A 13236-nucleotide genomic window follows, 5' to 3' on the forward strand; every position below is an offset into this window, starting at 1 on the left:
TAAACATTTAAATTACGTGATCACTGAGTTGAATGCAATTTAGCTAAATTGTTACCCTATTACGAAGTATTGCCAATAAACCTAAAAGATTAACACAAAGGGTTGTTTAAACAGGTCGTGTGTTCTATATTCTCGCAATCGGATTTATAGACGTCTAAACATCCACAACAAGATTATCTCATACAGAGGAAGCGCAATGACAACTCACACCTTAACTTTACTTGATGGCGGCATGAGCCGAGAGCTCACCCGCATTGGCGCTCCCTTTCAACAGCCTGAGTGGTCTGCGCTTGCCATAATAGAGGCGCCTGAAAAAGTAACCCAAGCACACAGTAACTTTATTCAAAGTGGTGCCAATATTATTACCACAAATAGCTATGCGTTAGTACCTTTTCACATTGGCGAAGAGCGCTTTGCACAATCAGCCAAATCACTTGCTGCAACAGCTGGCCAAGCCGCAAAAGACGCTGTAATACAAAATAATATAGGAACTAAAATCGCAGCCAGTTTACCACCTATGTTTGGCTCTTATCGTCCAGATTTATACCAAGCTGATCAACTTAGTCGTATCGCAACGCCTTTAATCGAAGGTTTAGCGCCTTATGCTGATTTATGGCTAATAGAAACGCAAAGCCTTATTCAAGAAGCGCTAGATATAAACACGTTAATTAACCAGATCTGCAACAACCAAAAACCGGTATGGGTTGCTTTTACCCTTGAAGATGAACAACCAAGTAATCAAGCAACTCTGCGCTCAGGAGAATCTGTAAAAGATGCAGTAACTGCCATGCTAAATGCAAAGGTAACGGGCATTTTATTTAACTGCTGCCAACCTGAGGTTATTGGGCATGCTTTAACCGTAACCTTAGATGTTTTAAAAGACCTGCAGGCAGAGCACGTACAAATAGGTGCGTATGCGAATGCATTTGCACCACAAACTAAAGAAGCTACGGCTAACGAAGGTTTAGATGAAGTACGAGAAGATCTAACCCCTCTTTCATATCTAGAGTGGGCTAAAAAGTGGCATAAACAAGGCGCCACCCTAATTGGAGGTTGCTGTGGTATTGGACCTGAGCATATAGCCCAATTAAACCATCACTTTGCGCCTTTAAAAGGTTAGTAATTAACACAGTATAAGCAGTCAAATGAAAGAAAATAAAATTGGATTAGTAGCGCTAACCGCGCTGGTATTTAGCGCCATGGTGGGTGCGGGTATATTTAGTTTGCCACAAAATATGGCTGAAGTTGCGGGCGTAAATGCAGTGTTAGTTGGCTGGCTTATTACTGGTGTTGGTATTTTGCTACTTGCTGGATGTTTTTTGCAACTCTCTCGCGCTAAACCTGAACTTGATGGCGGTATTTATATTTATGCCCGAGAAGGTTTTGGCGAGCTTGCTGGATTTTTATCTGCATGGGGCTATTGGCTGTGTGCCACCATTGGTGTTGTTGGTTATTTAGTTGTGGCGTTTGCTGCTTTAGGTGCATTTATTGATACCCCAGAACGCACTCTATTTGGCGATGGTAATACTTTTGCAGCCTTTATCGGTGAATCTATTATTTTATGGGCTGTGCATTTCATTATTGTTAGAGGCATTAAGCAAGCCTCTTTTGTAAACCTACTTGGCACCATAGCTAAAGTGATACCCTTATTATTATTTATAGGCTTTGCTTACGCGTACTTTGACCCTGCAATATTTAAAGCAAATCAAAGTAATGTCAGCGTGAAAACTGATTTTATTGAACAAGTAAAAAACACTATGCTAATTACTTTATGGGTGTTTACTGGCATTGAAGGTGCGGCAGTCCTTTCCGCTCGAGCTAAAAACCGTAAAGACATAGGCCTTGCCACATTTATAGGCGTGATTGCTGCGCTAATTTTATATATAGCCATCACTATGTTGGCATTTGGGTTAATGAGTCAGGCCAATATTACTGAGCTTAGTAACCCTTCAATGGCAGGTATTATGGCAATGATAACAGGGACCAGTGGTAAAGTTATTATTAGCGCGGGACTTATTGTGTCTGTATTAGCCTCTTATTTAAGTTGGATTATTTATGCTGCAGAAGTACCTAACAGCGCAGCCAAATATGGCGCATTTCCTAACATATTTAAGCAACAAAATAGCAATGGGACATCTATTGCATCACTGACCTTAACCAGCCTAACTGTGCAACTTTGCTTAGTGCTTATTTTATTTACCGGTAAAAGCTATAACACTTTAGTTCTTGTTTCTACGTCCATGATATTAGTGCCTTACTTTTTAGTGGCCGCTTACATGGTAAAAGTAGCCTTTGCAAAAAAGCTTTCTGTTGCTATTAAGCTGATGGGCTTTGGTGCCAGTATTTATGGACTATGGTTAGTATATGCTGCGGGGCTAAACACGCTGCTGCTATCTCTTATTTTATACATTCCTGGCATCATGCTATTTATGTATAGCCGTAAACAATTTAAGTTAAATAAAAATGCTTAAAATCAGTGCATTAAAAACATTCACCCGAGTTCAGGTTAAGCCTTTTAATGAAATTTTAAATAAGTAGGCACTAAAAAAGCCGAGCATACAGGGTTATGCTCAGCTTAAGCCTAGGAAAATATAATCACTACTGTTTAGTAATAAGTAGGTTCATATTGTCCTTATCTGGGCCAATCACTTTAAACGTATAATTACCTGATTCGGTAATACTCAGCGCTATATTGCCACCTATCACTTCAAGCAACATTATCTCGTTAATATTAACTATTGGTGCATCGCCTACCCCGCCGTAGTCCACAGTGTTCCAATCTTCAGAGGCTATTTTGAACTCATAATCACCGGCATCTAAATCAAGTGATGTACTATAAATAGCATTCCCTTGATAGATTAGGGGGTTGTCGGTACCCCAGCCATTTAAGCTGCCACGTAAGTAAACTTGAGTGTCTGCAAACATTTGCGCATTAAATACACTCAGCGTGGGTGCATTCAAATCACTGGCATCAAAAATGAACTGATAGTCGCCCTCGGTTGCAACATCCATCGTCATATTAGCGCCTTTAACAGCTAATAACTTATCTTCGGCAACGGTTACGATTGCATCCGCTTCACCGGAACCATAATCAACGGTATCCCAATCTTCAGAAGCAATTTTAAATTCATAACTGCCTACACTGAGTATTTTAGTAAAGGTATAAACGCCTTTACCTTGATAGATTAACTCATCACTGGTGCCCCATTCATTTAAGCTGCCACGAACAAATACAGGTGTGCCAACGAATCGTTCTTCGTTATAAATTCTCAGCGTTGGATTGTCTTTATCGCTGGCATCAAACGAGAATACATAAGTTGCATCAATTGCGGCATTAAAGGTCATATTCGCGCCACTGCGCATTAAAGGCTCGGTTTGATTTTCCAACACTGCTTTATCAGCATCAGACAGCGCGCCAAAATCCACACTCGACCAATCTTCAGAGGCAATTTTAAATTCATAATCTCCCGCAGTTAAAGTAATAGCGATACGGTATTCACCATTGCCCATATACTCAAAGCTGTCAGCTGTGCCCCAATCATTTAAACTACCTCGCACATATACTGTGGTGCTGCCAAAAGGCACTACGTCTGGCGCGCCCACTGTTGCATTCGCACTTAAGCCTACACCTTGGTTCTCGCCTTGTGGTTTTACAAATACCGCGATTGTATAAGCTGGGACTGTAAATATACCGTCGGTTTCACTGGCAGTAAAACTCACTCCAGACATACTGCTATCGGTGCTGTTTTTAAGTATTGGATGTAATTCAAACCCAGCAGCGGTTGGTACTGTATGTGAAAGCGCTTGCTCAGTTGCATTAATTACTACTACGAGCGCGTCAACTTGGTTATCTAAATCTGCAAAACCTTGACCGTCATCAATGCTCATTACAATCAAACCATGTTGCTGGTTTTTACCAACATTGTGAAAACCTACACGGTCAATAACATCTTGCTCTGTGGTTAATCTAAATAATGGGCTGCTACTACGAATAGCTAAAAACTCTTGGAACACATCCCCTGCGTAAGCTATATCTTGCGGCTGTGCAGCAGCTTGTGGATTACCTGAGAGCTTAATGATTTCAGGCCATTTCTGTTGGTTTTTCTCAGCATTAGGTAAACCAATATTCCAATTATTATTTTCTTTCGTTAAATCTACCGCATTAAACCAATCCCCTGCATTGTAACTGTCACGATCCATTGATTTTGAGCGTAGTAAATCAGCCCCAAGTTGCATAAACGGGATACCTTGGCTTACTAATGGAATTGCTAATGCCATATTATGCGCACGCACTCGTTGCTCAATACTCATACTTGTTGCATGTTTATATTGCAGTTGATCCCATAAGGTTTCGTTATCGTGCTTTGATACGTAGTTAATGCTGTCAGCAGGGTCTAAAGCATAAGCCGTCGGCTGAGTATTCCAGCTAAAGCTATTACCTTTTGCCGAATTACCTTTAAAGTCTTTCAGGATATAGTTTTGTAAATTACCCGCCAGTGATAAACGCAGAGTATCTTGGTCTGCTAAATTACCATCGGTCGGGTTATTGCTAAACATAGCACCACCGCGCACAGCCTCACGGATGCGGTCATTGAATGTGCCAACTTCAGAGCCAGCCATATCAGCTTGCTTAGCTTGAGTGAACAATCGGTTATTAGCGACTTCACCAAAATCCCAGCCTTCGCCATAAAAGTAGTTGTCAGGGTCAACAGCTTGCACCGCTTCACGCGCTGCTAAAATTGATGATTTAGGCATGTGCCCCATAACATCAAAGCGAAAGCTATCGTAGCCAAAGTCGCGAGCAAGTATGACTAGTGAATCGCTAACAAACTTGTCCATCATCACATGTTCAGTCGCGGTGTTTTCACAACAGGTTGAACGCTCGATATCGCCCGTTACTTCGCTGTATCTGTGGTAATAACCCGGTACGAGTTTATCAAACACTGACTTTTCCCAAATGCCTGATGAGGTTGTGTGGTTGTATACCACATCAAGAACCACGCGAAGGCCGATCTCTTGAAGTGACTGTACCATGGCGCGTGTCTCTTTAACCCGGGCAACCCCTTCACTGCTTGATGCATACGAACCTTCTGGGGCAATAAAGTGATGCGGGTCGTAACCCCAGTTAAAACCGTCTAAATCACGCATCGCGCTGGCAAGTGCTTGAGCATCATCAGAACCCGGAAAGTAGCTTTGCATTAAATTAGCAATGATGCTGTTTTTATTTTCGATTTTACAAGCATCGGCGGCATCGTCTATTCGCTCACATAACTTACCTAGAGTGTCAGTGACTTCAACGCGCTTATCCGCATCTTCTTCAATGGTGCCAATGTCTGTTACAGGGAGTAAGTGAAAATGCGTTAAACCTTTGTCAGCTAGTTGCTTAAGGTGCTGCATAGGGATGCTTTCAAGCTCAGTAAATGCTAAATATTTACCTTGGTTTGCTGCACTTACTGACGTATCGCGAATACTAAAATCACGTACATGACCTTCATAGATAATGGCATCTTCCGGGTTGGTAATTGTTGGTACACTGCGCTCATCCCAGCCTTGTGGTTTGGTATCGTCATCATTTAAGTTGATCAACTGCGAATACAGGCCATTGCTTGATACATTCAGTGAGTAAGGATCGGTACTCCATAAACTTTCAATCGCTTGAGTAGTAGGGTGGTAAACATCAAACGCATAGCGGTAATAATGACGGTCGTATTTGCTGTCTAAACTCACTGACCAAATACCTGTATTGCTGTCTAACGTCATGGCAGTGCTATGTACTTGTGCTTTATCGGCGTCAAATACATTAAGCATCATATTGCTAGCGGTTGGTGCCCATACTGAAACATCAATTGCATTGTTATTATAATGCACGCCTAGCATGGCTTCATTTGCGTCGTTTTCACCTTGGGTGTAAAGTGCATCAAGGGCTTTGGCGGTTTGCACAAAACTTGCTTCAAGTAGCTTGCCTTCTGCATCGTAGCCCGCTACAACGAGCTGTTGTTTTATAAGTTGTTTTGCAGTAGCGGCATCCCAATTACCTTGATAGGCAGTCCAATCTGTTAAGTGCGGTACTTTCGCTGCTTGTGCATCGGTTAAACTCGTTGCCATTAATTCAACGGTTTCACCATTTAAGCCAGTATCAACATCAACAACCAAATCGGCAGCAGCTGATGAATGCAGCTTAATAATCTGCGTAAGCTCATTGCTTGGCTTATACAGCACAGTATTTAAATCAATCCAGTGTGCTGATGCACCGTCAATTGCAACCGGGCGTTCGCCAAGCGCTTCTACTGGGTATTCAAATACTGTTGGCTCACCATCAAAGGTAAAGTTCATACGTACAAAACGCTCGTCGTCCTGCATCAGTGGCATGGTTAAATCCACATCACCATGGGCTTTACCTGAACCTTCTGTGCCAATATGAATAATAAAATTAGCGCACTCGGTATAACCGTCTTTTAGCGCGACAATCCAATAAGCTCCATAGTTTGGATCGACACCATTATATTCATGGCCATTAGCCCAATCGGTGGCATCAAACGGCGGCGCGTAAGCATCACAGCCGTCGGTATTCCAAGAGTGTAAACGATAGCCTTCGTACCCTTCATTCTTATCACGTTTATAAAATAATACGGCTTCATTTTCCCCGGCGAATACCACTGGGTCTGGTAAGTCGGGGTTATAGCCACTGGTACAGCTTTCATTATTTGCATCTGGAAACAGCGGTGCGTCACAAGAGATAGGCTCAGGAGCAACACATTGAGTGCTTGCTGCATTAGGGACTTGCGGTACATCACAAGTCAATAAGGCTTGGCCTGCTTTTACATCGCTACTGCCTGAGCCTCCACAGCCAAACAGTAGTGTTAAGCTCACTGCTAATAGCAAATGAGTCAATTTAGTTATTTTATTCATTATTTATGCTCCAATTTGCTATTAGTGGCTATAGGTAAAACCTAAATAAACCTGACGACCAAAGTACTGGGTAGTACCGGTGATGTTTTCATTGCCAAAGTAACTTTGGGTTGGTTCATCAGTAAGATTATTAACCTGTAGCAACATGCCAAATGAGTCTGTAAATTGATAAGAGGTTTGAAAATCGACCACGGTCTCGGCATCAAAATTAACCACTTGCTCATTGATCGCCACTTGCTCTGAAACAAAGTCTGAGCGGTAACGCACATTAAGGCGGGTTTCAAAATTATCTAAGCTGTAAAATAAAGTGCCGTTTAACACGTTTTTAGACAAACCAGGTAAACCTTGTGTAACCGTTTCACCACCTAAGCTGGTGATAGATTCAACTTCGCTCTCGGTGTATGAATAGCTACCGTTAAACCCAAGGCCATCAAACGGCGCGGGGAAAAACGAAAATACTTGCGTGTAGGCAAGTTCAATACCGCGAATATAACCGCCATTGGCGTTATTTACCGCCGTTGTGTAAGTGCCGTTAGTTGTGGCAACTTGCTCACCACTGACTGGATTTTCTATATAGTCAGGGACGTTAAAACCATTACCTTTAAAGTCAAACCCTTCAATGGCGATGGTATCGATAAACGAATCGATGTTTTTATAAAAACCTGCGATCACTAGCGCACCATCTGACTCATCAAAATAATGCTCGTAAGAGATATCGTATTGGGAGGCATAAAATGGTTTTAAGAATGGATTATTGGTACTTGAGCCGTTAATTTTGCCGCTGGTTTTATCAGCCTGCGCACTGGCGTCCCCCGCTAGGCGATTAATCGGTGGGCGCGACATTACTTTAGCCGCCGCAAAGCGTAATTGCGTATTATCCGTTAGCTGAAAGTTTAAATTAAGGGATGGCAGATAATCGGTATAAGTTGTGCCAAGTACATTAGGTAAATAATTTTTATTTATGATGCCGATACTGTCGGTAATGTTTTGTGCACCGAGTGATAAATCGCCATTAACATTTTCTAAAATAGTGGCCGATTGGTCGGTATCAACACGGCGAATACCAATATTACCCAGTACTGGCATAGTACCAATTTCAGTATTAATATTAAGCATGGCGTAGGCTGAAAGCACTTCTTCATACACTGAGCCACTTTGTAGCATGGTCCATGAGTAGTTAGTGGTGTAACCTTGCGAGTCAACTACCCCATCTGCATTACCCCAAGTTTTAACTGGCTCTGGTGCGCCTTCAGGAAACCAAGCATTAAGCGCTTTGTCTAAATCAATCGCCAAATATGATGGGAAATAACTAAAGTCACCTTCCCAGTCAACGACATTTACCATGTCATTGGTTAAACGCAGTGGCGGCTCACTCACTGAAAAATCACCATCATTACCGTATTCAAACACTGAGCGGTTATTGCTGTATTCGCGATCTGAATAACGCGCGCCAAATTCAACAGAGCTAAACCAGCTGTTATTCAGCTCGTATTTAAAATCAAGACGATAAGCGCTTACTTCATCTTCATTTTGATAAGGGTAAATACCGTATTTACTAACCATTACTCGGTCGATATCACTAAATGCAGCCGCTTGATTAAAGCCTACATCAGGTAAATTTAAACCATTAAGTTGGTAGTTTATTGATACGTTTTTATCTAACACAGGTTCTTCGACTGAGGCGTCTTCGGCAACCAACGCCCACAATAAGCCATTGCGAAAGTTACTTTTAGCCCGTGACAGCGACACATCAACATTAACGTTTAAACGTTCTGTCACTTGCCAATCGGCGTTAACACCGTAGCTATCTACTTCATCAAAGTCTTGGTTATCATCATTCACAATTTCAACGCGAGTGTAGCCTTTTGAAGTACGATTAACAGAGGCACCAACTACTGAATTTCCCTCTAGCTGAGCGTTTGTATAAGTGGCCGTTGGGCCACCTAATTTCACTCGTAACCCACGGGCAAATGACTCAGTATCAAAGCGTGATAAAAACACGTCCCCTTTTAATTTAAAATTATCCACCGGTGCCCATTCAATCGCCGCCATATAACCGTTACGAGTTTCTTCTCCACCTAAATGCTGAAGCTCAAAACCTTCGCTGATATACTCATTTTCAGGTTTAAGTTCGGGGCCATTAGTATCATTTGCAACACCATCAACGTCTTTATTATCGTTATAGGCAAGGCCAATAAACTGTGTTGCTACGCTGGGTTGAAATAACCGAGCATAACCAAGTGCGACACCTAAAGTATCGTCAAGATATTTACCTTGATAGGAAAAACTAATGCGGTCGCCAAACTCAGTGGCATCGTTCACCTCTGACGCTCGGTCGTTGTACATACCTCTGGCGTTAACCACAAACTTATGTTGCTGATCATTATCAAGCGGGCTAGCTGTTTGCAGTTCTACCGTACCTGCAACACCACCTTCGATAAGCGATGCTTTTGGTGATTTATACACGGCTGCTGAGCTGATCAATTCAGACGGATATTGGTCAAACTCAATACTACGGCTGCCACTAGTTGATACCTGTTCACGGCCATTTAAAGTTGAAAATACAAATCCACCGGACATACCGCGAATGTTGATTTCTGCCGCTTGCCCGCCGGTTCGTACCGCTGAGATCCCCGGTAACCGAGTGAGCGCATCAGCCATAGATACATCAGGCAAAGCACCTAAGTCATCCGCCGATAACTGCTCAGATACCGTATCAGTAAAGCGTTTTTGATTAAGTGATTGGATTAAACTACGACTAAAGCCACGCACTTCAATGACTTCAAGATCTTCTTCTAGTTGTGGTTTTTTTACGGTACTTTGCGCGTCACTTTCAACCGCAGCTAATACACTGCTGGCTGCAAACATTGCGAGCATTAACGCACTTAGTTTGAATTTCCCCATGAGCTTTCTACCCTATTGATTTTATAATTGTGTGCTGTTTGTTTTGAAATTGTGGATAAAATAAAACCAATAAAGTGTAACTAAAAAGTAAAATAAGTGTGATGAATACGTATGCAGCAGTAAGGGCAATAGCTAGCAAGGTGAGGAACTTAGTTTAGAAGTGCTGCGATCATGTAGATAACGTAAAATAAATCGACTGACTAACGGAATAACTCAGTCATAAGCCACTATTACACAGGTGAATTAGAAATTGCTAAGAGCAACTTTAAGATAAATAGTAAGGATTGGTAAAATTTAATAAACTACACCATTAGCACCACCCTTATTGCTAGACCAATAAAAATCACCGCTAATATTTTATCAAACCATGGGGATGATTTAGTAAAAGCAAAGCGCTTCTTTGAAAGCTCTGTCAATGCTGCAACAATCAGATACCAGCCAGTATCAATAGTAAAAACCGTTAAGCACATAATCAAACCGATCTTAAAACTGAGATTGGCAGGATCTATAAACTGTGAAAACAGGGCTAAAAAGAATACCGCTAATTTAGGATTTAGAAACGCAATAGCAAAGCCGTCTTGCAAGGCTTGTTTTGCGCTGCCACTTTGCTGAGCCACTTTTAACTCACTATTACTTGGTTTGGCTAATAAGATTTTAACCCCTAAATATGCCAAGTACGCTGCACCTAAGTAAACTAACACTTGATACACAGTAGGAAATTGCAACATTAGTGCACCGAGGCCAAGTAACGATGCTGCAGCATAAAAACCGACGCCAACACCATGGCTCAGCGCTGCCAACATGCCATTCTTCATACTGCCATGAATGCTATGTTTTAACACCACAGCCAAACTTGGCCCAGGAGACATTGCACCCATCATACAAATGGCGACTAAGCTTAGCCACAGTGATAACGTCATTTATATTCCTTATAGTTCTTCATTTTCAATAAGTAAGATGTATGAATAAACTTGGCCGTATAATCCTGTAGAGGCGCTAACATTTATTACTTTCCAGCCATCTTGGTTTAATTGATAAATTCGCTCATTAAGTGCGTCAATATCAACACCGCCTCTAAAAAAGCCACGCTGCTTTTTAAACTCAATTATTTTCTGCATGGCTGTATCGCTTATAATTGATACTCAAAATCATAAATGTGTATACCGGCTTCGATGCGAATTGCCATTTTTCCGCTAAGGCCTGCAAGTTCATTACTACCAGAATCTGGCACCACGTTTAAAATTAATGAATCTTGGCCTTTATCCATAGTGCCAAAATGTTGCAGCACAAAGCTGCCTTGAAGACCTGCAAGTGTGCCAACTACTTGTTCAATTGCCACATAACCGGCACTGCCTTGAGTTGCGGTCATGGCACTGAGCATTTCGCCAGTGCTGGTTGCATCAAGCTCACCTGTAAACGTTTTATCAATCGACATACGACCCAGGTTTACGCCATCAATGCCCTTTGCATAACCTTCAATAGGATTGAGTTTAACGTTAAATTCGCCCGTTACTTTTTCAGTTGTCATGGTTAGTCCCTTAGTTAGTTATTGAAATTATGATTTAAGTAACCATATCTATACCCTATTCATCTAAAAGAATCCACTATGAGCAATAGTAAAACCGAGCAAAAAGACAAAGCTGCTTTTAGTAGTTTAATTCCTATTTTTCAGTTTATTAAGCCGTATAAATGGGTGGTTTTTGCAGCTCTTGCAGCATTACTTGTTACTGCCGGGGTTAATTTATCATTGGGCCAAGGAGTTAAATTTGTTATTGATCACGGCTTTATTGCGGGCTCTCAAGAACAATTAAAACAAGCTATAATCGTGCTAATTGGCTTGATCAGCTTATTAGCCATAGGAACATTCAGCCGTTTTTATTTAATGTCATGGATTGGTGAGCGCGTCAGTAATGATATTCGTAAAGCGGTATTTGATCGCATAGTCACCCTGCACCCGAGTTACTTTGAAGAAAACCGCAGTGGCGAATTAATGTCGCGCTTAACAACCGACACCACTTTGTTGCAATCAATCATTGGCTCGTCATTTTCAATGGCACTGCGCAGCGCTCTGATGCTAGTCGGTGGTTTAGCCATGTTGTTATTTACTAACTTAAAACTCACTTTAGTTGTAGTTGCCTGTGTGCCGCTGGTGTTAGTACCCATGATGATTTTTGGTAAAAAAGTACGCAAACTTGCCAGCTCCAGCCAAGATGCGATTGCCGATATCAGCACTTATGCGGGAGAAATAATTCAAAATATTAAAGTAGTGCAAAGCTATAGCCACGAACAACGCGAACAACACGCTTTTGCACTAGAGACCGAAAAAGCCTTTAACGTTGCGAAAAGCCGTATTAAACAGCGCTCATTTTTAATTGCTGCAGTAATATTTTTGACCTTTAGCGCAATTAGCGTGATGCTGTGGATAGGTGGTAGTGATGTACTGGCAGGCACAATGACTGGCGGTGAGTTAGGTGCATTTGTGTTTTACGCCATTATGGTAGCGATGTCGGTAGCAACCGTTGCTGAAGTATATGGCGAGCTACAACGTGCAGCGGGCGCTGCCGCGCGGTTACTTGAACTGCTCGCGGTTAAAAGTGAGATCACGAACCCTACAGCACCACAAGATCAGTTATTACATAACAACTCTAACGCTCCAGCCATTAGTCTTGATAAAGTAACCTTTAATTATCCATCGCGTCCTGATGTGAGCGCCTTAAAAACTATTTCATTAACGATTGAACAAGGCCAAACAGTAGCAATCGTTGGTCCGTCAGGTGCTGGTAAAACCACGTTATTTGAATTACTACAACGCTTTTATGACCCTGCCGGTGGCGACATTAAGTTTCATAATATTAATATCAAAGATCTATCCCTTAATACACTCAGAAACAGCATGGGCATGGTGGCACAAAACCCGATTTTATTTAGCTCTGATGTGATGCATAACATTCGTTATGGCAACCCAGATGCAAGCGACGAACAAGTATATGCTGCCGCTAAGCATGCTCACGCGGATGAATTTATTGCACAATTACCTAACGGCTACGAGAGCTTTTTAGGCGAGCAAGGGGTGCGCTTATCAGGCGGCCAAAAACAACGAATTGTATTAGCAAGAGCGATATTAAAAGACCCAGAAATACTGTTACTCGATGAAGCAACCAGCGCTTTAGATGCGCAAAGTGAGCATCATGTACAAGCTGCGCTTGAACATTTAATGCAAAACCGTACTACGCTTATCATTGCCCACCGCCTCGCCACAGTAAAACATGCTGATATGATAGTGGTAATGGAGCACGGAGAGATAATCGCAACAGGTACTCATCAACAATTGCTAGCGAGTAATCCACTTTATCAAAAATTATGTGAGCTGCAGTTTAATAGGGATTGAAGCGGTAAGCGGTAAGCGGTAAGCGGTAAGCGGTA

8 protein-coding genes are annotated in these 13236 nt (G+C 41.9%); 3 read left to right on the forward strand and 5 right to left on the reverse strand.

The features are described from left to right. The first annotated feature begins 196 nt into the window (after positions 1–196). Entirely contained in the window at positions 197–1120 is a 924-nt protein-coding gene (locus tag H5232_RS03360) for a homocysteine S-methyltransferase family protein (protein ID WP_182768038.1), read from the forward strand. A 25-nt stretch (positions 1121–1145) separates the two neighbouring features. Next, positions 1146–2471: a basic amino acid/polyamine antiporter gene (locus tag H5232_RS03365; RefSeq protein WP_182719215.1), complete on the forward strand. Its 1326-nt coding sequence runs from the start codon at positions 1146–1148 to the stop codon at positions 2469–2471. Between the two features lie 127 nt (positions 2472–2598). On the opposite strand, the gene H5232_RS03370 is transcribed toward H5232_RS03365, so the two are convergent. From H5232_RS03370 to H5232_RS03390, 5 genes are all read right to left on the reverse strand, one after another. Beyond that, complete coding sequence (locus tag H5232_RS03370; RefSeq protein WP_182830559.1) at positions 2599–6909, reverse strand: alpha-1,6-glucosidase domain-containing protein; 4311 nt, start codon at positions 6907–6909, stop codon at positions 2599–2601. Positions 6910–6930: 21 nt separating this feature from the next. After that, positions 6931–9813: a TonB-dependent receptor gene (locus tag H5232_RS03375; protein WP_182830560.1), complete on the reverse strand. Its 2883-nt coding sequence runs from the start codon at positions 9811–9813 to the stop codon at positions 6931–6933. 302 nt (positions 9814–10115) lie between these two features. Further along, entirely contained in the window at positions 10116–10733 is a 618-nt protein-coding gene (locus tag H5232_RS03380; RefSeq protein WP_182768041.1) for a LysE family translocator, read from the reverse strand. Positions 10734–10742: 9 nt separating this feature from the next. Beyond that, positions 10743–10931 (reverse strand): hypothetical protein, encoded by a 189-nt coding sequence (locus H5232_RS03385; protein WP_182830561.1) that lies wholly within the window; start codon positions 10929–10931, stop codon positions 10743–10745. 11 nt (positions 10932–10942) lie between these two features. Further along, entirely contained in the window at positions 10943–11341 is a 399-nt protein-coding gene (locus H5232_RS03390; protein WP_145241975.1) for a DUF3224 domain-containing protein, read from the reverse strand. A gap of 78 nt (positions 11342–11419) precedes the next feature. On the opposite strand from H5232_RS03390, the gene H5232_RS03395 reads away from it, so the two are divergent. Continuing rightward, positions 11420–13201, forward strand: coding sequence for an ABC transporter transmembrane domain-containing protein (locus tag H5232_RS03395; RefSeq protein WP_182735715.1), 1782 nt, complete (start codon positions 11420–11422; stop codon positions 13199–13201). Positions 13202–13236 lie beyond the last annotated feature (35 nt).

The organism is Pseudoalteromonas sp. SG41-5 (assembly GCF_014164495.1).
Lineage (GTDB): Bacteria > Pseudomonadota > Gammaproteobacteria > Enterobacterales > Alteromonadaceae > Pseudoalteromonas > Pseudoalteromonas rhizosphaerae.